19 protein-coding genes, 2 tRNA genes and 2 rRNA genes are annotated in these 21,056 nt (G+C 56.2%); 8 read left to right on the top strand and 15 right to left on the bottom strand.

Going from position 1 to position 21,056, the window contains the following annotated elements; translation table 11 throughout:
* Positions 1–3: 3 nt before the first annotated feature.
* Together ACJTMZ_RS21595 and ACJTMZ_RS21590 are read right to left on the bottom strand one after the other, a co-directional pair.
* The gene (locus ACJTMZ_RS21595) at positions 4–678 is read right to left on the bottom strand and encodes a molecular chaperone (RefSeq protein ID WP_022652045.1); all 675 of its coding nucleotides are present in this window, start codon (positions 676–678) and stop codon (positions 4–6) included.
* Positions 679–708: 30 nt separating this feature from the next.
* Positions 709–1,290, bottom strand: a complete 582-nt coding sequence (locus ACJTMZ_RS21590) for a fimbrial protein (RefSeq protein WP_015572771.1) — start codon at positions 1,288–1,290, stop codon at positions 709–711.
* A 1,099-nt stretch (positions 1,291–2,389) separates the two neighbouring features.
* Between ACJTMZ_RS21590 and lldP the strand changes: the two genes are divergently transcribed.
* The 5 genes from lldP to trmL all read left to right on the top strand — a co-directional run bounded on the left by lldP (position 2,390) and on the right by trmL (position 8,039).
* The gene (gene lldP / locus ACJTMZ_RS21585) at positions 2,390–4,045 is read left to right on the top strand and encodes an L-lactate permease (RefSeq protein ID WP_003860175.1); all 1,656 of its coding nucleotides are present in this window, start codon (positions 2,390–2,392) and stop codon (positions 4,043–4,045) included.
* Positions 4,042–4,815 (top strand): transcriptional regulator LldR, encoded by a 774-nt coding sequence (gene lldR, locus ACJTMZ_RS21580; protein ID WP_006808630.1) that lies wholly within the window; start codon positions 4,042–4,044, stop codon positions 4,813–4,815. The genes lldP and lldR overlap by 4 nt, the downstream gene beginning before the upstream one ends.
* Positions 4,812–5,999, top strand: a complete 1,188-nt coding sequence (gene lldD, locus ACJTMZ_RS21575; protein ID WP_017382576.1) for an FMN-dependent L-lactate dehydrogenase LldD — start codon at positions 4,812–4,814, stop codon at positions 5,997–5,999. The genes lldR and lldD overlap by 4 nt, the downstream gene beginning before the upstream one ends.
* A 180-nt stretch (positions 6,000–6,179) precedes the next feature.
* Complete coding sequence (locus tag ACJTMZ_RS21570; RefSeq protein WP_017693779.1) at positions 6,180–7,520, top strand: aromatic acid/H+ symport family MFS transporter; 1,341 nt, start codon at positions 6,180–6,182, stop codon at positions 7,518–7,520.
* Positions 7,521–7,565: 45 nt separating this feature from the next.
* The gene (gene trmL / locus ACJTMZ_RS21565; RefSeq protein ID WP_039269488.1) at positions 7,566–8,039 is read left to right on the top strand and encodes a tRNA (uridine(34)/cytosine(34)/5-carboxymethylaminomethyluridine(34)-2'-O)-methyltransferase TrmL; all 474 of its coding nucleotides are present in this window, start codon (positions 7,566–7,568) and stop codon (positions 8,037–8,039) included.
* A 38-nt stretch (positions 8,040–8,077) separates the two neighbouring features.
* Here the strand turns inward: trmL and ilvC are convergent, their stop codons facing one another.
* Positions 8,078–9,553, bottom strand: a complete 1,476-nt coding sequence (gene ilvC / locus ACJTMZ_RS21560; RefSeq protein WP_006808634.1) for a ketol-acid reductoisomerase — start codon at positions 9,551–9,553, stop codon at positions 8,078–8,080.
* Between the two features lie 152 nt (positions 9,554–9,705).
* Between ilvC and ilvY the strand changes: the two genes are divergently transcribed.
* Complete coding sequence (ilvY, locus tag ACJTMZ_RS21555; protein WP_017693777.1) at positions 9,706–10,596, top strand: HTH-type transcriptional activator IlvY; 891 nt, start codon at positions 9,706–9,708, stop codon at positions 10,594–10,596.
* 97 nt (positions 10,597–10,693) lie between these two features.
* Here the strand turns inward: ilvY and ilvA are convergent, their stop codons facing one another.
* The 7 genes from ilvA to ilvL all read right to left on the bottom strand — a co-directional run bounded on the left by ilvA (position 10,694) and on the right by ilvL (position 17,244).
* On the bottom strand, positions 10,694–12,238 hold the full coding sequence (gene ilvA, locus ACJTMZ_RS21550) for a threonine ammonia-lyase, biosynthetic (RefSeq protein WP_026094330.1): 1,545 nt from the start codon (positions 12,236–12,238) through the stop codon (positions 10,694–10,696).
* A gap of 2 nt (positions 12,239–12,240) precedes the next feature.
* Complete coding sequence (gene ilvD / locus ACJTMZ_RS21545) at positions 12,241–14,091, bottom strand: dihydroxy-acid dehydratase (protein WP_062939280.1); 1,851 nt, start codon at positions 14,089–14,091, stop codon at positions 12,241–12,243.
* A gap of 60 nt (positions 14,092–14,151) precedes the next feature.
* On the bottom strand, positions 14,152–15,081 hold the full coding sequence (ilvE, locus tag ACJTMZ_RS21540) for a branched-chain-amino-acid transaminase (RefSeq protein WP_003860182.1): 930 nt from the start codon (positions 15,079–15,081) through the stop codon (positions 14,152–14,154).
* 18 nt (positions 15,082–15,099) lie between these two features.
* Complete coding sequence (gene ilvM, locus ACJTMZ_RS21535) at positions 15,100–15,363, bottom strand: acetolactate synthase 2 small subunit (RefSeq protein ID WP_003860184.1); 264 nt, start codon at positions 15,361–15,363, stop codon at positions 15,100–15,102.
* On the bottom strand, positions 15,360–17,006 hold the full coding sequence (gene ilvG / locus ACJTMZ_RS21530; RefSeq protein ID WP_023304625.1) for an acetolactate synthase 2 catalytic subunit: 1,647 nt from the start codon (positions 17,004–17,006) through the stop codon (positions 15,360–15,362). Before ilvG ends, ilvM begins: the two co-directional genes overlap by 4 nt.
* A gap of 2 nt (positions 17,007–17,008) precedes the next feature.
* Positions 17,009–17,059 (bottom strand): peptide IlvX, encoded by a 51-nt coding sequence (gene ilvX, locus ACJTMZ_RS21525; RefSeq protein WP_166792073.1) that lies wholly within the window; start codon positions 17,057–17,059, stop codon positions 17,009–17,011.
* An 86-nt stretch (positions 17,060–17,145) separates the two neighbouring features.
* Positions 17,146–17,244 (bottom strand): ilv operon leader peptide, encoded by a 99-nt coding sequence (gene ilvL / locus ACJTMZ_RS21520; protein WP_001311244.1) that lies wholly within the window; start codon positions 17,242–17,244, stop codon positions 17,146–17,148.
* Positions 17,245–17,583: 339 nt separating this feature from the next.
* Here ilvL and ACJTMZ_RS21515 point away from each other — a divergent pair, with 339 nt between their 5' ends.
* Entirely contained in the window at positions 17,584–19,104 is a 1,521-nt protein-coding gene (locus ACJTMZ_RS21515) for a YifB family Mg chelatase-like AAA ATPase (protein ID WP_408626978.1), read from the top strand.
* Positions 19,105–19,131: 27 nt separating this feature from the next.
* Here ACJTMZ_RS21515 and ACJTMZ_RS21510 read toward each other — a convergent pair whose 3' ends face one another.
* Complete coding sequence (locus ACJTMZ_RS21510; RefSeq protein ID WP_006808641.1) at positions 19,132–19,470, bottom strand: DUF413 domain-containing protein; 339 nt, start codon at positions 19,468–19,470, stop codon at positions 19,132–19,134.
* A 118-nt stretch (positions 19,471–19,588) separates the two neighbouring features.
* On the opposite strand from ACJTMZ_RS21510, the gene hdfR reads away from it, so the two are divergent.
* A complete protein-coding gene (gene hdfR, locus ACJTMZ_RS21505; RefSeq protein ID WP_045339136.1) occupies positions 19,589–20,410 on the top strand; it encodes an HTH-type transcriptional regulator HdfR in 822 nt (273 codons plus the stop codon).
* A gap of 100 nt (positions 20,411–20,510) precedes the next feature.
* On the opposite strand, the gene ACJTMZ_RS21500 is transcribed toward hdfR, so the two are convergent.
* The 4 genes from ACJTMZ_RS21500 to ACJTMZ_RS21485 all read right to left on the bottom strand — a co-directional run.
* Positions 20,511–20,586: transfer RNA gene (locus ACJTMZ_RS21500), tRNA-Trp, on the bottom strand.
* A gap of 52 nt (positions 20,587–20,638) precedes the next feature.
* Positions 20,639–20,715 (bottom strand) — tRNA-Asp (locus ACJTMZ_RS21495).
* A 58-nt stretch (positions 20,716–20,773) separates the two neighbouring features.
* Positions 20,774–20,889 (bottom strand): 5S ribosomal RNA (rrf, locus tag ACJTMZ_RS21490).
* A gap of 71 nt (positions 20,890–20,960) precedes the next feature.
* Positions 20,961–21,056: ribosomal RNA gene (locus tag ACJTMZ_RS21485) — 23S ribosomal RNA — on the bottom strand; the annotation flags it as partial.

The raw sequence follows: 21,056 nt of genomic DNA, 5'->3' as shown, positions 1-21,056 counted from the left end.
GTCTTAAAGAGGCTGGGTGTGGGTGGCGGTGATGGCACCAAAATCATTAATAGCCGACCAGCTTACGCCCCCGGAGGCGGACACAGGCCATTCGCGGGTTTCCCCTGGACCGATCATGCCCGGCTGCTCAATTTTATGCCCGCCAACGGTCAGCCGATAAAAAGAGACGTAGTATGGCGTCGGGTTGGCGGCCTTAAGCCCTTTTCCCGTCCGCGAAAACGTTATTTTCTGCCAGGCAGTGGCAGCGTCCCCTTTAAGGTTGTCCGGGCGGTAGAAAATTTTAAATTTCGATTTAACGTTAACTTGTAATTCGTTGCTGCTCTCTTTTGGCTTTGGCGCAATCGCTTTAATATCGAGCCAGAATACAGATTCACGATCTGTAGGCAGCGGTGCGCCGGTATATTGAATACGCAGCGTGTTGGTCTGCTCCGGATCAAGTCTGAACAGAGGTGGTGTGACAATAAATGGCGCAGCGTTATTTTTACCCTGTCCATCCCCTTCAACCCACGACTGAATAAGATAGGGAACCGCACTTTCCATATTAGAAACAGAAAATGCCACCTCCTTGCTGTGTTGTGGGTATACGATCCGTGTTCCCCCCATTACAACGCCAGCGGAAACTGACGCAGAACTAACCATTAATGCAGTGAGCATAATATACGATAAACGTTTCATCATTATTATCTCTGGAGGTGGCTGACAGTGAAATCAGTTATAAACCATCAGGAAGTTGGAAACGGCATTGACGTCGCCCGCGTTAATTTCCGACCCGTCTTTGTCGAGAGAGGCATAAAACGTTAATTCAGCGTTGCCTTCAGCATCCGGTGCGGTTGTTTCAGATACCGTACCCGGTTTAATCGCGGTGCTGCGATCGCTGTTATAAAGCTTCACGCCGACGCCCGTCGCCATACCTTCGCCTGGCGTAACCTGTAGCAGTGTGTCATTCACCGTATCTTTGGTTCCGTCAAACAGTACCGCAACCGATTCAACCGTCTCCGGGCAGTTCTCTACGTTGATTTTGAACTCACGCGGCGTCGTTTCGCTGTGATCGTCGAAGTAGCTTTTCGCCCACGCGCCGAGGTCTACCGTTTTGCTTTTTGACGCAGGGGTAATATCACAGGAAATAAGGGTGATTTTTCCGGTAAAGTTGATCACGCCGCCTGTGCTCTGCGAGCCAGCGCCTGTATCCAGGGAAGCATTAACGCCAGAATCACTGCTTGCCAGTACTGATTGAGAAGATAACAGCAGCCCCGCCGCGGCAATCGCCAGCGCCACATTTTTGATTTTCATTTGGAACACTTTCCCCTCTGTAAATTAAACAGATATAGACTTGTTATACCAGGTACAATAACCGCTATAAGGATTTAAAAACGCCACCAAAAGGGTTTTAGCAGAATGGGTGACGCGACCTTATAGAATAAAGCAGGGTCCATCCCATGGTGATAATCCGTATATTTTCAGAAGGCCATACACAGATATCCTGCAACTGAGGAAATGAGTTCTGGCCGAAAATAACACTGAATACGTTGTGGTTAGTAATAAATTTAATATCTTCTGTAACGTTGCTTCTGGATAAATAGTAAATCATATGCCTTTTAACGTCTACGTATTGAAAAGCAATACGCCGCGTCTGTAAACACTCTGGAATTAACACTCAGCTAACAAATTTAACCCCTTTCGATTGCCCTGATAATTATTAATTTGCTTTTAATACCGTAACTAAATTACAAGAGAGTCAACTGATCATTGTTTGATCAATTTATTTCAGAATATTATTAGCCAAAAAATGTCACTTCAGCAAAAAATTCTTGCCCTTTATCCTGAAAAATCACGGTTAAACAGGATATTTCTTTATCGATCAGCAATTGATCGTTTGTAATACACTGTTAAAATCTATATGTGAAATTTACCTTAATTAAAATTTTTTGCTACAGCTTAGATTTCGCATTTTTAACCAAAAAAAATTTTATTTATAGGAAATAAATCACTCTGCTCACATATATACAGCTTTTCAAAAACACAAATAAAGCAAATAAACCTCATTCAATTCACGTAATATTATCACCTCCCCATTTTATTCAACATCTTTTACGCGCCGTATCTGCTCAAAAGGCGAAAGTAATGCCCTCCACCTGACTACCGCTCCCAACGCACACGGTGAGTTGATTTTGCGATTTTGGTCCTACCAATCATGCGCAAAGCTATCCATCGTTCACAGTTTTGATGCTCCACTTCACAAAACCATTGCCGAATAGCAACACTTGGTTAACCATTTATTGCCATTAACCCTACATCACAATATTGGATGGACCACTTTTACACTAAGTGTGACGCTGAGATGAGCAGAGACTCACCCGACGAACACCTGTGTGGTCCTCAGGAGACCTGCATGAGCCTCTGGCAACAAAACTACGATCCGGCCGGGAATATCTGGCTGTCGAGCCTGATCGCATCGCTACCGATCCTGTTCTTCTTCTTTGCGCTAATTAAGCTCAAGCTGAAGGGCTACCTTGCCGCAACGTACACCGTTGCCATCGCCCTGCTGGTGGCGCTGTTCTTCTATAAAATGCCGGTCGATCGCGCGCTGGCCTCCGTGGTGTATGGTTTCTTCTACGGCCTGTGGCCGATTGCGTGGATCATCATCGCCGCCGTCTTTGTCTACAAAATCTCGGTCAAAACCGGGCAGTTCGATATTATTCGCTCGTCGATTCTCTCTATTACACCGGACCAGCGTTTACAGATGCTGATTGTCGGTTTCTCCTTCGGGGCGTTCCTTGAAGGGGCGGCAGGATTTGGCGCGCCGGTGGCGATCACCGCCGCTCTGCTGGTCGGGCTGGGCTTTAACCCGCTGTATGCCGCTGGCCTGTGCCTGATTGTGAACACCGCCCCGGTGGCGTTTGGCGCGATGGGCATTCCGATTCTGGTGGCGGGCCAGGTGACCGGGCTGGACAGCTTCGAGATTGGCCAGATGGTGGGTCGCCAGCTGCCGTTCCTGACCATTATCGTGCTGTTCTGGATCATGGCGATTATGGACGGCTGGCGCGGCGTGAAGGAGACCTGGCCTGCGGTGATGGTAGCGGGCGGTTCGTTCGCCATTGCCCAGTATCTCAGCTCCAACTTCCTCGGCCCGGAACTGCCGGACATCATCTCTTCCCTGGTGTCGCTGGTCTGCCTGACGCTGTTCCTGAAACGCTGGCAGCCGGTACGTATCTTCCGCTTTGCTGACATGGGCGCATCGCACGTGGATCAGACGCTGGCGCGCACCGGCTATACCGCCGGACAGATTGTGCGCGCATGGTCACCGTTCCTGTTCCTGACCGCCACCGTGACGCTGTGGAGCATTCCGCCTTTTAAAGCCCTGTTCGCCCCGGGCGGCGCGCTGTACGACATGGTGATTAATATCTCCGTGCCGTTCCTCGACAAAATGGTCGCCCGTATGCCGCCGGTGGTGCACGACGCCACGCCATATGCGGCAGTGTTTAAGTTCGACTGGTTCTCAGCCACCGGCACGGCCATCCTGTTTGCCGCTATCCTTTCCGTAGTGTGGCTGCGCATGAAGCCTGCCGCCGCGGTGCAGACCTTTGCGGCGACGATCAAAGAGCTGATGTTGCCGATTTACTCCATCGGCATGGTGCTGGCGTTCGCGTTTATTTCGAACTACTCCGGCCTGTCGTCGACGCTGGCGTTAGCGCTGGCGCATACCGGCCACGCGTTTACCTTCTTCTCGCCGTTCCTCGGCTGGCTGGGGGTGTTCCTGACCGGTTCAGATACGTCATCTAACGCCCTGTTTGCCGCCCTACAGGCCACGGCTGCGCAGCAGATTGGCGTCTCGGACGTGCTGCTGGTCGCCGCGAACACCACCGGCGGCGTGACCGGGAAGATGATCTCGCCGCAGTCCATCGCCATTGCCTGTGCCGCGGTGGGGCTGGTAGGCAAAGAGTCGGATCTGTTCCGCTTTACCGTTAAACACAGCCTGATATTTACCTGCATGGTGGGCGTGATCACCACATTGCAGGCCTATGTCTTAACCTGGATGATTCCATGATAGTGATGCCCAGACGCCTGTCCGACGAGATTGCCACTCGCGTACGGGCGCTGATAGAAGAACAACAGCTGGAAGCGGGCATGAGATTGCCCGCCGAGCGTCAGCTTGCCGCTCAGCTTGGCGTGTCGCGCAATTCATTGCGCGAAGCGCTGGCGACGCTGGTCAGTGAAGGGGTGCTGCTGAGCCGTCGCGGCGGCGGCACCTTCGTGCGCTGGCAGCATGACGACTGGTCCGAACAAAACATCGTGCAGCCGCTGAAGACGCTGATGGAAAACGACCCGGACTACAGCTTCGACATCCTCGAAGCGCGTCACGCCATCGAAACCAGTACCGCGTGGCACGCGGCGATGCGGGCAACCGACGCCGACAAAGAGAAGCTCAAAGCCTGTTTTGAAGCCACGCAAAGCAGCGACCCGGACATCGCCTCCCAGGCGGACGTGCGGTTCCATCTGGCGATTGCCGAGGCCTCGCACAACGTGGTACTGCTGCAAACCATGCGCGGGTTCTTCGACCTGCTGCAATCCTCCGTGAAGCAGAGCCGCCAGCGCATGTATCTGGTCCCGCCGGTGTTTGCTCAGCTGACCGAACAGCACGAGGCGGTGCTCAACGCCATTCTGGCCGGTGATGCCGAGGCCGCGCGCAAGGCGATGATGGCGCATCTCGGCTTCGTGCATACCACCATTAAACGATTCGATGAAGATCAGGCCCGACAGGCGCGTATTACCCGTCTGCCTGGCGAGAGTGATATTTCCAGGGAGAACAAAGCATGATTATTTCAGCAGCCAGTGATTATCGCGCCGCGGCGCAGCGCATTTTGCCCCCGTTCCTGTTCCACTACATTGACGGCGGGGCGTATGCCGAATACACCCTGCGCCGCAACGTGGAAGACCTGTCGGAGGTGGCCCTGCGCCAGCGCGTGCTGAAGAATATGTCTGACCTGAGCCTTGAGACGAAACTGTTTAACGAAACGCTCTCCATGCCGGTAGCGCTCGCACCTGTCGGTTTATGCGGCATGTATGCCCGTCGCGGTGAAGTGCAGGCCGCCGCCGCCGCAGATGCCAAAGGCATTCCGTTTACCCTTTCCACCGTGTCCGTCTGCCCGATTGAAGAAGTCGCCCCGACCATCAAGCGCCCGATGTGGTTCCAGCTGTACGTCCTGCGCGATCGCGGTTTTATGCGCAACGCGCTGGAGCGCGCCAAAGCGGCGGGCTGCTCAACGCTGGTCTTTACCGTCGACATGCCGACCCCCGGCGCGCGCTACCGCGACGCCCACTCCGGCATGAGCGGCCCTAACGCGGCCCTGCGCCGTTACTGGCAGGCGGTGACGCACCCGCAGTGGGCGTGGGATGTCGGGCTGAACGGCCGTCCGCACGATCTGGGCAATATTTCGGCCTACCTGGGTAAACCGACCGGGCTGGAGGATTACATCGGCTGGCTGGCGAACAATTTCGATCCGTCTATCTCATGGAAAGACCTGGAGTGGATCCGCGAATTCTGGGACGGCCCGATGGTGATCAAAGGGATCCTCGACCCGGAAGATGCCCGCGACGCGGTACGTTTTGGCGCCGATGGGATCGTGGTCTCTAACCATGGTGGCCGCCAGCTTGACGGGGTGCTCTCCTCCGCCCGCGCCCTGCCGGCCATTGCCGATGCGGTGAAGGGCGATATTGCGATCCTGGCCGACAGCGGCATCCGTAACGGGCTGGACGTGGTGCGCATGATTGCGCTCGGCGCAGACAGCGTGCTGCTGGGCCGTGCTTACCTGTACGCGCTGGCCACCAGCGGCCAGGCGGGCGTGGCGAATCTGCTGAACCTGATCGAGAAAGAGATGAAGGTGGCGATGACGCTGACCGGTGCGAAAACAATCGGTGAAATCAGCAAAGACTCTCTGGTGCAGGAGCTCAGTAAGCTGCCTGCGGCGCTGGCCCCTCTTTCTCAGGGAAACGCGGCCTGATCTCCCCCGGTTAGCCTTCCCTTCTTCCGCGCCCGACTTCCCCCTCGGGCGCTTTTTTTGTTGAAAATAACACCTGCGTAACATTCTGGATAAGAAAATTTGACACACCCCGCCTCTCCGCAATTGTATAGACAAGCAAATACAAGAACACAAAAACAACATCACATCGGAGGGGAACGTATGACGTATTCAGGTCGGGTGGATATTCAGCAGGTGATCGATGAAAGTCCTTTTTCAGGGTTTCACTGGCTTCTTATTGTGCTGGGCTTTCTGGTGCTGGCGATCGATGGGTTTGATACCGCAGCGATGGGTTACATTGCGCCTACGCTGTCGACGGAGTGGGGAATACATAAACAGGATCTGGGGCCGGTGCTGAGTGCGGCGCTGCTGGGGCTGTCGCTGGGAGCCCTTATTGCAGGTCCGGTATCGGACAGGATGGGACGCAAGCGCGTGCTGGTCTTTTCGTGTCTGTTCTTCGGCCTGGCGAGCCTGGGCACGGCCTGGGCGCAAAGTCTGAATACCCTGACGCTATGGCGATTTCTGACAGGCCTCGGCCTCGGCGCTGCCATGCCTAACGCCATCACGCTGATCTCCGAGTTTGCCCCCCAGCGCTGCCGCGCCATGGCAATTAACACCATGTACTGCGGCTTCCCTCTGGGTGCGGCGGGCGGCGGAGCAATCTCGTCCTGGCTTATCCCTCACCATGGCTGGCGAAGCGTGCTGCTGACCGGCGCGATTGCGCCGCTGATTTTAACGGTGCTGCTGGCGCTGCTGTTGCCGGAGTCGGTGAAGTTTCTGGTGCAGCGCGGGAAAGACGTCGCCCAGGTTCGCCGCATCGCCAGCCGGTTCGCCCGCAGCACGCTGGATAGCGTCACGGGCTTTTTCCTCGCCGAGGAGAAAGTCGCGTCGAAAAAAGGCAGCGTGTCGCAGCTGTTTTCCATGCCCTGGCTGCCCGGCACCCTGATGCTGTGGGTCACCTATTTTATGGGGCTGGTGATTTATTACGTCCTGCTGAGCTGGATGCCAACGCTGATGCAGGGGATGGGATATGCGCTGGCGGAATCCGCCTGGCTCACCTCGCTGTTCACCTTCGGCGGCACCGCTGGCATTTTGCTCGCGGGCTGGATGATGGATCGCTGGGAAGCGCACAAGGTGGTCGCGTGTGGTTTCGTGCTGACGATGGGCCTGATTCTTTTACTCGGCATTGAGCATAACCATATCGCCCTGTTTGGCGGGTTAATTTTCCTGATGGGGATCGCGATGAACGGCGCGCAGTCGGGCATGCAGACCCTGGCCGCCACCTTTTACCCTACCGAGTGCCGAGCGACGGGTATCGCCTGGATGCAGGGGATCGGCCGCTTCGGCGGCGTGGCGGGCACCATGACTAGCGCCCAGCTTCTTTCCATGCAGTGGCAGGCGGACAGTATTTTAATGATCCTCAGCGTACCTGCTCTCGTGGCTGCGGCGGCAACCGTCTACAAAATGCTGTATAGCCGCGCGCAGGAGCCGGGCGTCGCCTAGTCCCTCTCTTTTCTGCTATTCTGCCCCCGCAATTAAGGGGGCAGCATGCTTAACATCGTCTTATTCGAACCAGAAATTCCGCCGAACACCGGCAATATTATCCGCCTGTGCGCCAACACCGGTTTTCGTCTGCACATCATTGAGCCGATGGGCTTTACGTGGGACGACAAACGTCTGCGCCGCGCGGGGCTGGACTACCATGAGTTTACCGCCGTCGTTCGTCATCACGATTACGCCGCGTTTCTGGGATCCGAAAAACCACAGCGCATGTTCGCCCTGACCACCAAAGGTACGCCAGCGCACAGCGCCGTAAGCTATCAGGACGGGGATTATCTGATGTTTGGTCCGGAAACCCGCGGCCTGCCGGCCACCATTCTGGATGCCATGCCCGCTGAGCAGAAAATTCGTATTCCGATGATGCCGGACAGCCGCAGCATGAACCTGTCGAATGCGGTGTCGGTGGTGGTGTATGAGGCGTGGCGCCAGCTGGGTTATCCCGGCGCGATATTGCGTAGCTAAAACAGTTCGGGTGGCTTACGCCACCCGATTCGTCGTGTTTAGCCTGCTACCGCGATACGTTTCATATCGGTCATGTAGCCACGCAGTTTCTGGCCCACTTTCTCGATTTCGTGGCTGCGAATCGCTTCGTTGACGTCACGCAGCTGCGCGTTATCAACCGCTCCTTCCGCAATCGCCTGGCCCAGATCGCCCGCTTGCAGGGTGGTCATGAACTCTTTCAGCAGCGGTACGCAGGCGTAAGAGAACAGGTAGTTACCGTACTCGGCGGTATCGGAGATCACCACGTTCATCTCATACAGACGTTTACGGGCGATGGTGTTTGCGATCAGCGGCAGCTCGTGCAGCGATTCGTAGTACGCAGATTCTTCAATGATGCCCGAATCCACCATGGTTTCGAACGCCAGCTCAACGCCCGCTTTCACCATCGCGATCATCAGGACGCCTTTATCGAAGTACTCCTGCTCGGTGATCTTGCCGTCATACTGTGGTGCGGTTTCGAACGCGGTTTTACCGGTCTCTTCGCGCCAGGTCAGCAGTTTCTTATCGTCATTCGCCCAGTCCGCCATCATGCCGGAAGAGAACTCGCCGGAGATAATGTCGTCCATATGTTTCTGGAACAGCGGCGCCATGATGGTTTTCAGCTGTTCAGAGAGTGCGAACGCGCGCAGTTTTGCCGGGTTGGACAGTCGGTCCATCATCAGCGTAATGCCGCCCTGCTTCAGCGCTTCGGTGATGGTTTCCCAGCCGAACTGAATCAGTTTTTCCGCGTATGCCGGATCGGTGCCTTCTTCCACCAGCTTGTCGAAGCACAGCAGAGAGCCGGCCTGGAGCATGCCGCACAGGATGGTCTGCTCGCCCATCAGGTCAGATTTCACTTCCGCAACGAAGGAAGATTCCAGCACGCCCGCACGATGGCCGCCAGTGGCCGCTGCCCAGGCTTTGGCAATCGCCATGCCTTCGCCTTTCGGATCGTTTTCCGGGTGAACGGCGATCAGCGTCGGTACGCCGAAGCCACGTTTGTATTCTTCGCGCACTTCGGTGCCCGGGCACTTCGGTGCCACCATCACCACGGTGATGTCTTTACGGATCTGCTCGCCCACTTCAACGATGTTGAAGCCGTGGGAGTAACCCAGCGCGGCGCCGTCTTTCATCAGCGGCTGTACGGAACGCACAACGTCAGAGTGCTGCTTGTCTGGCGTCAGGTTAACCACCAGATCCGCCTGCGGGATCAGCTCTTCGTAGGTGCCCACTTTGAAGCCGTTTTCGGTCGCTTTACGCCAGGACGCGCGCTTTTCAGCAATCGCTTCTTTACGCAGGGCGTAGGAGATATCCAGCCCGGAGTCACGCATGTTCAGGCCCTGGTTCAGACCCTGTGCGCCACAGCCGACAATGACCACTTTTTTACCCTGAAGGTAGCTCGCGCCATCAGCAAATTCATCGCGCGCCATGAAGCGGCATTTGCCCAGCTGCGCCAGCTGCTGGCGCAAGTTCAGTGTATTAAAGTAGTTAGCCATGGGTGATACCTCGTGATGTTGTGTGTCTTATTGTTCGGTTCGCGTTTCAGCGAGAATGTACCCACATTACAACAGGAAATTTATTGCGGAAATTGATATATTCACAACGTCACATTGCAATTTATGCAATGTAAAAAGAGGGAGTGGAATCGGTGGATTTACGCGATCTGAAAATGTTCCTGCACCTGGCGGAAAGCCGTCACTTTGGCCGTAGCGCCCGGGCGATGCACGTCAGCCCCTCCACGCTGTCGCGCCAGATCCAGCGCCTTGAGGAAGACCTCGGCCAGCCGCTGTTCGTGCGCGATAACCGCACCGTCACCCTCACGGAAGCAGGTGAAGAGCTGCGCATCTTTGCTCAGCAGACGTTATTACAGTACCAGCAGCTGCGACACACCATCGACCAGCAGGGGCCGTCGCTTTCCGGCGAGCTGCATATTTTCTGTTCCGTGACCGCTGCCTACAGCCATCTTCCCCCCATTCTCGACCGCTTCCGCGCGGAACATCCGTCGGTTGAAATTAAGCTCACCACCGGCGATGCCGCCGACGCGATGGAAAAAGTGGTGACGGGCGAAGCGGATCTGGCGATTGCCGGAAAACCTGAAACGCTGCCGGGGGCGGTGGCGTTCTCGATGCTGGAGAATCTGGCGGTAGTGCTGATTGCCCCGGCGCTGCCCTGCCCGGTGCGCAACCAGGTTTCGGTGGAGAAACCGGACTGGTCCACGGTGCCGTTTATCATGGCCGATCAAGGGCCGGTGCGCCGCCGCATTGAGCTGTGGTTCCGCCGCCAGAAGATCAGTAACCCGTCGATTTACGCCACGGTCGGCGGCCATGAGGCGATGGTATCGATGGTGGCGCTCGGCTGCGGCGTAGCGCTGCTACCGGAAGTGGTGCTGGAAAACAGCCCAGAGCCGGTGCGCAATCGCGTGATGATTTTAGAACGCAGCGACGAGAAAACGCCGTTCGAGCTAGGCGTGTGCGCACAAAAAAAGCGGCTGCATGAGCCGCTTATTGATGCGTTCTGGACGATATTGCCGAACCACTAAAGCCGGGTGGAGCTGCGCTTACACGGCCTACACGCAGTTCAAACCTTAGAACGTAGGCCTGATAAGCGCAGCGCCATCAGGCATTTTCCCGAACAACCTAACCCGCCAGGAAGAAACGGAACGCCGGGTTGTGGGTTTCGTCATGGCACTCATAGCCCAGCTCGTTCAGGCGCGTTTCGAAATCCGGCTCGTGCTCGCCCAGCTCGAACGCCGCCAGTACGCGGCCATAGTCGGTGCCGTGGCTGCGGTAGTGGAACAGAGAGATGTTCCAGTGCGTGCCCAACGTGTGCAGGAACTTGAGCAGCGCGCCCGGCGATTCCGGGAACTCGAAGCTGAACAGGCGTTCCTTCAGCGGCTTGGATGGACGGCCGCCGACCATGTAACGCACGTGCAGCTTCGCCATCTCGTCGTCGGAGAGATCGACCACGCTGTAACCGCCGTCATGCAGCAGGCTGAGGATCTCTTTGCGCTCCTCCACGCCACGGCTCAGACGCACGCCGACAAAAATGCACGCATCTTTGGCATCGGCAAAGCGGTAGTTGAACTCCGTTACCGAACGACCGCCCAGCAGCTGACAGAACTTCAGGAAGCTGCCCTTCTCTTCCGGAATGGTCACCGCCAGCAGCGCTTCACGCTGCTCACCCAGCTCACAGCGCTCGGAAACGTAGCGCAGACCGTGGAAGTTCACGTTGGCACCGGAAAGCACGTGCGCCAGACGCTCGCCGCGAATATTGTGCTGGGCGATGTATTTTTTCATTCCCGCCAGCGCCAGCGCGCCGGATGGTTCCGCCACCGCACGCACATCCTCGAAGAGATCTTTCATCGCCGCGCAGATAGCGTCGCTGTCGACGGTGACGATATCGTCGAGATACTCCTGGCACAGGCGGAACGTTTCGTCGCCAATGCGCTTCACCGCCACGCCCTCGGCGAACAGCCCGACGCGCGGCAGATCTACCGGATGTCCGGCGTCCAGCGCCGCCTTCAGGCAGGCAGAGTCTTCCGCTTCAACCGCAATCACTTTGATCTGCGGCATCAGCTGTTTGATCAGCACCGCCACACCTGCGGCTAAGCCACCGCCGCCCACCGGGACGAAAACGCGGTCGAGATGGGCGTCCTGCTGCAACAGTTCCAGCGCCAGCGTACCCTGCCCGGCAATCACCATCGGGTGATCGAACGGCGGCACCCAGGTGAAGCCCTGCTGCTGCGCCAGCTCAATCGCTTTGGCTTTGGCTTCGTCAAAGTTAGCGCCGTGAAGCAGCACTTCTCCGCCGAACCCGCGCACCGCGTCGACCTTGATATCTGCGGTGGCGACCGGCATCACGATCAGCGCCTTCAGCCCCAGACGCGCCGAGGAGAACGCCACGCCCTGCGCGTGATTGCCCGCCGAGGCGGTAATCACCCCGCGCGCTTTCTGCTCGTCCGTCAGCCCGGCCATCATCGCGTAGGCGCCGCGCAGCTTGAAGCTGTGCACCGGCTGCCTGTCTTCACGCTTCACCAGAATGACGTTGTCGAGACGCGAAGAGAGTTTGTCCATTTTTTGCAGGGGCGTGACCTGCACCGCTTCATAGACCGGCGCGCGTAGCACCGCTCTCAGGTATTCCGCCCCCTCCGGGGCGGCGGATAAGGGTTGTGACTCGGCCATCATTAGCCCCCCAGTTTAGATTTATCGCGCACCGCGCCTTTATCTGCACTGGTGGCAAGACTCGCGTAAGCGCGCAGGGCGAAGGAGACTTCACGCTGACGATCTTTCGGCGTCCAGGCTTTGTCGCCGCGGGCTTCCTGCGCTTCACGACGGGCCGCAATCTCCTGGTCACTCAGCTTCAGCTGAATGCCGCGGTTCGGAATGTCGATTTCGATCAGGTCGCCATCTTCGATGATCGCGATATTGCCGCCGCTTGCCGCTTCTGGCGAGACGTGACCAATGGAGAGGCCTGACGTGCCGCCAGAGAAACGACCATCGGTGATCAGCGCGCAAGCTTTGCCGAGGCCCATCGATTTCAGGAAGGTGGTCGGGTAGAGCATCTCCTGCATGCCGGGGCCGCCTTTCGGCCCTTCGTAGCGAATGACCACCACGTCGCCTTCCACCACTTTGCCGCCGAGGATAGCGTCTACCGCTTCGTCCTGGCTTTCATACACTTTTGCCGGGCCGGTAAAATTCAGGATGCTGTCGTCCACGCCTGCGGTTTTCACAATGCAGCCATTTTCCGCGAAGTTACCGTACAGCACGGCCAGACCGCCGTCTTTGCTGTAGGCATGTTCCAGCGAGCGAATGCAGCCTTCGGCGCGATCGTCATCCAGCGTGTCCCAGCGGCAATCCTGTGAGAACGCCTGGGTGGTACGGATGCCCGCCGGACCGGCGCGATACATGTTTTTCACCGCGTCGTCTTTGGTCAGCATCACGTCGTACTGCTCCAGCGACTCCGGCAGCGTCAGGCCGAGCACGTTTTTCACGTCGCGGTTCAGCAGCCCGGCACGATCCAGCTCGCCGAGAATACCAATCACGCCACCCGCACGGTGGACATCTTCCATGTGGTACTTCTGGGTACTCGGCGCGACTTTACACAGCTGCGGCACTTTGCGGGAGAGCTTGTCGATGTCGCTCATAGTGAAGTCGATTTCAGCTTCCTGCGCGGCGGCCAGCAGGTGCAGAACGGTGTTGGTGGAACCGCCCATGGCGATATCCAGCGTCATGGCGTTTTCAAACGCCGCTTTGCTGGCGATGTTGCGCGGCAGCGCGCTGGCGTCGTCCTGCTCGTAGTAGCGTTTGGTCAGCTCAACGATGCGCTTACCGGCGTTAAGGAACAGCTGTTTACGATCGGCGTGGGTCGCCAGCAGAGAGCCGTTGCCCGGCTGAGAAAGGCCCAGCGCTTCGGTCAGGCAGTTCATGGAGTTGGCGGTGAACATCCCGGAACAGGAGCCGCAGGTCGGGCACGCGGAACGTTCCACCTGGTCGCTCTGCTCGTCAGAGACTTTCGGGTCCGCGCCCTGGATCATCGCATCGACCAGGTCGAGCTTGATGATTTTGTCGGAGAGCTTGGTTTTCCCCGCTTCCATTGGGCCACCAGAGACGAAGATCACCGGAATGTTCAGGCGCAGGGAAGCCATCAGCATCCCCGGGGTGATTTTGTCGCAGTTGGAGATACAGACCATCGCATCGGCGCAGTGGGCATTAACCATGTACTCCACCGAGTCGGCGATCAGCTCGCGCGACGGCAGTGAATAGAGCATTCCCCCGTGGCCCATTGCGATACCGTCATCCACCGCAATGGTGTTGAACTCTTTCGCCACGCCGCCGGAGGCTTCGATTTGCTCGGCAACCAGCTTACCGAGATCGCGCAGGTGCACGTGGCCCGGTACAAACTGGGTGAAGGAGTTCACCACGGCGATAATTGGCTTGCCGAAATCGGCGTCGGTCATTCCGGTGGCGCGCCACAGTGCGCGGGCACCCGCCATATTACGGCCGTGGGTGGTGGTGGCTGAACGATACTTAGGCATGCTTTATTTACTCCCGTCTGACTATTTAATGGGACGGTGCGTGCCGTCCCAAATTTATATTTAGTGATTAACCTGATCCAACCAGCCGTATTTGTCTTCTGTTTCGCCGGTGAACAGGCCGAAGAAGGCTTGCTGAATGCGTTTGGTGACCGGGCCACAGCGGCCTTCGCCCACCTGAATGCCATCGACGCTACGCACCGGCGTAATTTCAGCCGCGGTACCGGACATGAACACTTCGTCAGCCAGGTACAGGGATTCGCGGGACAGTACCTGCTCGCGCACTTCGATACCCAGATCTTTTGCCAGCTTGATGATGGCGTCGCGGGTGATGCCCGGCAGCGCGGACGAAGTGAATGGCGGCGTAAACAGAATGCCGTCTTTCACTTCAAACAGGTTTTCACCCGCGCCTTCGGAGATGTAGCCATTCACATCCAGCGCGATACCTTCCTGATAGCCGTGACGGCGCGCTTCGCTGCCGACCAGCAGTGAGGAAAGGTAGTTACCGCCCGCTTTAGCCGCAGTCGGGATAGTGTTTGGCGCCACGCGGTTCCAGGAAGAAACCATTGCGTCGATCCCCTGATCCAGCGCTTCCGCGCCCAGGTAGGCGCCCCACGGGAACGCGGCAATGATCACATCGGTGTTATAGCCAGCGGGCGGGTTGACGCCCATGCCAACATCACCCACGAAGACCAGCGGACGAATATAGGCGCTGGTCAGTTTGTTCTGGCGAATCACCTCGCGGCAGGCTTCCATCAGCTCATCAACGCTTTGGGAGACCGGGAAACGATAAATTTTGGCTGAGTCATGCAGACGCTGCATGTGTTCGCGATGGCGGAACACCACTGGCCCTTTGTGAGAGTCGTAGCAACGGATCCCTTCAAACACGGAGGTGCCGTAGTGCAGCGCGTGGGACATCACGTGAACTTTCGCGTCTTCCCAGCGAACCATCTCACCATTGAACCAAATGTAATCAGCTTTTTTTGTCGTCATTTTTTCGTCCTGTCACGCTTAAGCGCGGATTTGTTGTGATGTGGTTGTGCTCTGGCAGATGGCAACATGGGCAACGTCTACCAGTTTTGATAACTGACTAAACAGTAAGTCGACCGGCCGCGGGCTGGCAACGGTTAATTCGATACTGATGTTCTGCGCGTCGGTGGCCGTTTCCATATTCATAGAGCAAATCTGAAAGCCACGGTGGCGAACCACGCGCAATACGCGTTCTAACGTTTCCGGGTTGAAGCGAGCCTGCACGGCGACCTGATGTTGCATCATGATAATTTCTCCAGCATTTGTGAGTTACTGGCACCGGGCGGTACCAACGGCCAGACGTTCTCAAGCTCGTCGATTGAGACATGAAGCAGGTATGGCCCTTCGCTTGACAGCATGGTGTCGAGTGCCGCTTCAACCTGGTCTTTACGGGTGATGTGCTGGCCAGGAATGCCGAAGGCGCTGGCCAGGGTGAGGAAATCGGGGTTATCGGTCAGGGTCGTTTCGCTGTAACGCTCCTGGAAGAACAGCTGCTGCCACTGGCGAACCATGCCTAAACGCTGGTTATCGAGCAAGACGATCTTCAGCGGTAACTGCTTACGCTTCACGGTGCCGAGCTCCTGGACGTTCATCATGAAGGAGCCGTCACCGGAGATACAGATAACGGTATCGTTCGGGCGGGCAACCTGCGCGCCAACGGCTGCTGGCAGACCGAAGCCCATCGTGCCTAAGCCGCTCGAGGTGATAAAGTTCTCCGGGCGGGTGTAGGTCATGTGCTGGGCTGACCACATCTGATGCTGGCCGACATCCGTCGTTACCACGCTGTCTGCGGGTTTACGGTCTGACAGCTGTTTCAACAGCAGCGGCGCATAGATGGCGTCGCCTGGGTGATCGTAACGCCACGCGTGTTCAGTACGCATATCAGCGGTGTGCTGACGCCATGGGTTGATATCCAGCGGCTGCTCCAGCGCCGGTAACAGCGCGTTAAGATCGCCCTGCAACGCGACATGCGCCTGACGCAGTTTGTTCATCTCCGCCGGGTCGATGTCCATATGGATCACTTTGGCGTTCGGCGCGAAGGTATTCAGCTTGCCGGTAACGCGGTCGTCAAAACGGGCGCCGACGGCGATAAGCAAGTCGCATTCCTGCACCGCCAGGTTTGCCGCTTTGGTACCATGCATCCCCAGCATGCCGAGGTAGTACGGGTAATCCGCCTCTACCGCACCGAGACCTTTCAGCGTGCAGGTGGCGGGCATTTGCGTGGTAGCAATGAACGCGCGAAGCGCCGGAACAGCCTGCGCCATGCCCACGCCGCCGCCTACGTACAGCATCGGTTGTTTGGCCTGCGCCATCATCTGACGCGCCTCTTCCACCTCTGCATGCGGGAACGCATTATCGCTTTCCACGGTAGAGAAATGCGGCTCCAGATCGCCGAGTGCAACCTGGATATCTTTCGGGATATCAACCAGAACCGGGCCAGGACGGCCAGAGCTGGCAACCTCGAACGCTTCGGCCATCACCCGCGGCAGCTCTTCGAGAGACTGAACGAGGAAGCTGTGTTTGGTGCAGGCCAGCGATAAACCGAGCACATCCACTTCCTGGAAGGCATCGGTGCCGATGAACGGAGAGGCCACCTGGCCGGTGATCGCCACCACGGGTACGGAATCGAGCAGCGCGTCAGCCAGGCCGGTGATCAGGTTCGTTGCGCCCGGACCGGAGGTGGCCATACAGACGCCGGTTTTACCGGTCGCACGGGCATAACCGATGGCGGCCATCGCTGCGCCCTGCTCGTGTCGGCACAACAGGTGTTCCACGCCGCCGTCATACAGTGCATCGTAAATCGGCATAATTGCGCCACCCGGATAACCGAATACGGTTTCGACTCCCTGCGCGCGCAACGCATGTACTACCCATTGTGCCCCATTCATAGTTAGTTCCCCGTCATAAATCTGGAGAAACAGAATTTTGTGCTAGTCGTCATTCTCTGCTCCTCATTTAAGTTTTTTAGTCATAAAAAAACCCCCGGACCTTTCGGTGCGGGGGTCTTAGTTCGTTAAGGCTTGATTTCTAAGCCTTTCCTCGTCCAAGTGCAGCCCCGCACGGTGGGATAATAATCACCACCACGCTAATCACGACCAGGCTAATCACTCGTAGAAGGGCTGTCATTTTCAGTTCTTTTTGCATCTTGTTCGAAGGAATACCTAAAGAGTTACCACAGATATTTCATCTGACACAAGATTTTTTTATGACCTATATCTGTAGCATGCGAACTATTTCTTTCAAAATCGTTGTTTTATATAGGGAAAAAATAGAAATGAAGATTTTTCATTTTTTGTCCTGTTTCATCAGGCAAGGCGCGCATGATTTCTTTTCTGCGAGGCCGATTCCACCGACATTTAAGGATTACATTTTGCCGCTAAAAGGCTGGAACGAGCGCCGTAATTCAGTGAATTAGTGCTAAACAGGAAAAAATGACGCTGGCATAGTCACCGCCAAGGAGGGCTTATGTCACTGTCAGTTGTTTATACACGCGTGGCCATCGGCGTGAAGGCACCGCTTATTTCTGTAGAGGTTCATTTAAGTAATGGACTGCCCGGACTGACGCTGGTCGGCTTACCAGAAACGACCGTTAAAGAGGCGAGGGATCGCGTGCGCAGCGCAATTATTAATAGCGGTTATGCTTTTCCGGCGAAGAAGATCACCATTAACCTTGCGCCCGCCGATTTGCCAAAGGAGGGAGGGCGATATGATTTACCTATTGCTATAGCGCTTCTCGCGGCTTCTGAACAGCTCAATACGCCAGGGCTAAGCTCGTATGAGTTCGTGGGTGAATTAGCGCTTACAGGGGCGTTAAGAGGCGTTCCCGGAGCAATCTCGGGTGCGCTTGAAGCCATACGCGCGGGAAGACAAATCATTGTGGCCAATGAAAATGCCTCTGAAGTAAGCCTTATCGCCGAAAAGGGGTGTCTTGTCGCAGGACATTTGCAAGAGGTTTGCGCCTGGCTGGAAGGCCGACACGAGCTTGCCGAGCCGCAGGAGAATGACGAGGTGGCGCCAGCTTCGCCCGAGGATCTCAGCGATATTATGGGTCAGGAACAGGGTAAACGGGCGTTAGAGATAACGGCCGCGGGTGGGCATAACCTGTTACTGATAGGTCCGCCAGGCACGGGGAAAACGATGCTGGCGAGCAGATTGAGCGGCCTGTTGCCACCCCTCAATAATCATGAAGCACTGGAAAGCGCCGCGATATTTAGCCTGGTCAGTTCTACGTCGCTGCATAAACAGTGGCGCCGCCGTCCTTTCCGCTCTCCACACCACAGTGCGTCTCTTACCGCGATGGTGGGCGGGGGTTCGATCCCCGGACCGGGTGAAATCTCACTGGCGCACAACGGCATTTTGTTTCTGGATGAATTGCCAGAGTTTGAACGCCGCGTGCTGGATGCATTGCGGGAGCCGATTGAATCCGGCGAAATCCATTTGTCTCGTACACGGGCCAAAATAAGCTACCCTGCGCAGTTTCAGCTAGTCGCGGCGATGAACCCTAGCCCTACGGGTCATTATCAGGGCAATCATAACCGCTGTACGCCGGAGCAGACGCTGCGCTATCTGAGTAAGCTGTCTGGCCCCTTTCTCGACCGTTTTGATTTATCTCTCGAGATCCCCCTGCCCCCGCCCGGTCTGCTGAGGCAAACCGGTATTAGGGGCGAAAGCTCAGCAACTGTGCGTGAACGGGTTATTGCGGCGCAGGCGCGGCAGTATGCTCGTCAGAACAGGCTGAATGCCCGGCTGGATAACAGCGGGATCCGACAGTTTTGTTCTCTCAACGCTGAAGATGCAGGCTGGCTGGAAGAGACACTGACGCGGTTTGGGCTATCCATTCGCGCGTGGCAGCGTTTGTTGAAAGTAGCGCGCACGGTCGCCGACGTGGAGGGCTGCCCCGGAATAGAGAGGCGGCATTTGCAGGAGGCATTAAGTTACCGTGCGATCGATCGGCTGCTGTTGCATCTGCAAAAAATGCTGGCGTAAAAAAAGGGGCCGTAGCCCCTTCTCTTCTTAATCGTCAGACTCGGTGTAGTCTTCTGCACCTTCCATCTGCGGCTTGCCGCCAGACAGCGTATGGAAACGCTTAGGACGCTTAATGCGAGCCATATACTTGATCCATACACGTTCTGCATCAGACTGCGGCTCACGCTCACCACGGCAAACAGAGACAAACTGTTTTTCATCTTCGGTTGCCGGTTCACGTTTACCCAGATCCAGCTCGTTAAAGGCATAACCATGGCGCTCAAGAAGTTGAGCTTCTTTGATAGTGAAATCGCCGTGACGAGAGAACCCGCGCGGGTAATGTTTATTGTCGAAAAAACGATTAGTCGTCGTAAAGCTTTCCGCCATCCTACACGCTCCTAATTCTTTGGCCGAGCTATTTATGGCGCGGAGTATTAGTTACGCTTGACAGAGTGTAAAACAAAACATTTAAATCATAACGACAAATAATTTTGTGGAGAAAGATGTGGATACGGAATTGCTAAAAACTTTCCTCGAAGTGAGCAGAACGCGACACTTTGGGCGAGCAGCTGAAGCCCTCTACCTGACGCAGTCAGCAGTCAGTTTTCGTATTCGACAGCTGGAAAATCAACTGGGTGTGAACCTTTTTACCCGCCATCGCAACAATATTCGTTTAACACCGGCCGGTGAAAAGCTGTTGCCTTATGCAGAAACCCTGATGAATACCTGGCAGGCAGCGCGAAAGGAGGTTGCGCACACCTCCCGGCATAATGAATTCTCGATCGGTGCCAGCGCATCGCTATGGGAATGCATGCTCAGCCAATGGCTTATGCGGCTATATCGCACACACAACCATCTGCAATTTGAGGCGAGGATTGCGCAACGTCAGTCGCTGGTTAAGCAACTCCACGAGCGGCAGCTTGATCTGCTGATCACCACAGAAGCCCCCAAGATGGACGAATTTAGCAGCCAGATTGTTGGACAGTTTAGCCTGGCGCTCTATGCATCGGAGCCTGCAATGATGAAGGCCGACCTGAATTATTTACGCCTGGAATGGGGGCCTGATTTTCAGCAACACGAGACGGGGTTAATTGCCAGCGATGATATCCCGCAGCTCACGACAAGCTCAGCGGAGATCGCATGCCAGCATCTTCCCGCATTGAAAGGCTGTACCTGGTTACCTGTTCGCTGGGCGGATAATAAACCTACACTCCATGTTGTCACCGATTCGACAACGCTCTCCAGACCGCTGTATGCCATTTGGCTGCAAAACAGCGATAAGCAGTCGCAGATAAAAGATCTGTTAAAAACCAGCATACTGGATTAACGCAAAAGCCTGCGGAAACGCAGGCTGCTTATTCTTCAGGAAGGTGTTGAGCTACTTTGCAGGCAAAAAAAAATCCTTTGCCGAAGCAAAGGATTCTATATGGCAGGGGCGGAGAGACTCGAACTCGCGACACCCGGTTTTGGAGACCGGTGCTCTACCAACTGAGCTACGCCCCTAAAGTTTTTGCCATTAAGCCTGCCGGAAGGGCAGGCTTAATGTCTTAATAAGTGGCGGAACGGACGGGACTCGAACCCGCGACCCCCTGCGTGACAGGCAGGTATTCTAACCGACTGAACTACCGCTCCACCGAATACTTCTGTAACCACCGGATTAATGCACCGGCTTACTAATTCTTAATTTGATGCCTGGCAGTTCCCTACTCTCACATGGGGAGACCCCACACTACCATCGGCGCTACGGCGTTTCACTTCTGAGTTCGGCATGGGGTCAGGTGGGACCACCGCGCTACAGCCGCCAGGCAAATTCTGTTATCTGTATCAGGCTGAAAATCGTGTCTGTCTCTCGTTCGCCAAAACACCTTCGGCGTTGTAAGGTTAAGCCTCACGGTTCATTAGTATCGGTTAGCTCAACGCATCGCTGCGCTTACACACCCGACCTATCAACGTCGTCGTCTTCAACGTTCCTT

This window comes from Enterobacter sp. DN (assembly GCF_046054285.1).
Classification (GTDB): domain Bacteria; phylum Pseudomonadota; class Gammaproteobacteria; order Enterobacterales; family Enterobacteriaceae; genus Enterobacter; species Enterobacter hormaechei_C.
Note: the sequence above shows the minus strand (reverse complement) of the source record. Positions and strands in the feature narration are given on the sequence as shown.

Excerpts from the sequence above, each read along its gene's own strand:
- ilvM (WP_003860184.1), bottom strand. The coding sequence starts at position 15,363 with ATGATGCAACATCAGGTCGCCGTGCAGGCTCGCTTCAACCCGGAAACG.
- lldP (WP_003860175.1), top strand. The coding sequence starts at position 2,390 with ATGAGCCTCTGGCAACAAAACTACGATCCGGCCGGGAATATCTGGCTG.
- ACJTMZ_RS21595 (WP_022652045.1), bottom strand. The coding sequence starts at position 678 with ATGATGAAACGTTTATCGTATATTATGCTCACTGCATTAATGGTTAGT.
- ilvD (WP_062939280.1), bottom strand. The coding sequence starts at position 14,091 with ATGCCTAAGTATCGTTCAGCCACCACCACCCACGGCCGTAATATGGCG.
- ACJTMZ_RS21570 (WP_017693779.1), top strand. The coding sequence starts at position 6,180 with ATGACGTATTCAGGTCGGGTGGATATTCAGCAGGTGATCGATGAAAGT.
- ilvC (WP_006808634.1), bottom strand. The coding sequence starts at position 9,553 with ATGGCTAACTACTTTAATACACTGAACTTGCGCCAGCAGCTGGCGCAG.
- ACJTMZ_RS21590 (WP_015572771.1), bottom strand. The coding sequence starts at position 1,290 with ATGAAAATCAAAAATGTGGCGCTGGCGATTGCCGCGGCGGGGCTGCTG.
- ilvE (WP_003860182.1), bottom strand. The coding sequence starts at position 15,081 with ATGACGACAAAAAAAGCTGATTACATTTGGTTCAATGGTGAGATGGTT.
- ilvG (WP_023304625.1), bottom strand. The coding sequence starts at position 17,006 with ATGAATGGGGCACAATGGGTAGTACATGCGTTGCGCGCGCAGGGAGTC.
- ilvA (WP_026094330.1), bottom strand. The coding sequence starts at position 12,238 with ATGGCCGAGTCACAACCCTTATCCGCCGCCCCGGAGGGGGCGGAATAC.
- ilvL (WP_001311244.1), bottom strand. The coding sequence starts at position 17,244 with ATGACAGCCCTTCTACGAGTGATTAGCCTGGTCGTGATTAGCGTGGTG.
- lldD (WP_017382576.1), top strand. The coding sequence starts at position 4,812 with ATGATTATTTCAGCAGCCAGTGATTATCGCGCCGCGGCGCAGCGCATT.
- ACJTMZ_RS21510 (WP_006808641.1), bottom strand. The coding sequence starts at position 19,470 with ATGGCGGAAAGCTTTACGACGACTAATCGTTTTTTCGACAATAAACAT.
- trmL (WP_039269488.1), top strand. The coding sequence starts at position 7,566 with ATGCTTAACATCGTCTTATTCGAACCAGAAATTCCGCCGAACACCGGC.
- lldR (WP_006808630.1), top strand. The coding sequence starts at position 4,042 with ATGATAGTGATGCCCAGACGCCTGTCCGACGAGATTGCCACTCGCGTA.
- ACJTMZ_RS21515 (WP_408626978.1), top strand. The coding sequence starts at position 17,584 with ATGTCACTGTCAGTTGTTTATACACGCGTGGCCATCGGCGTGAAGGCA.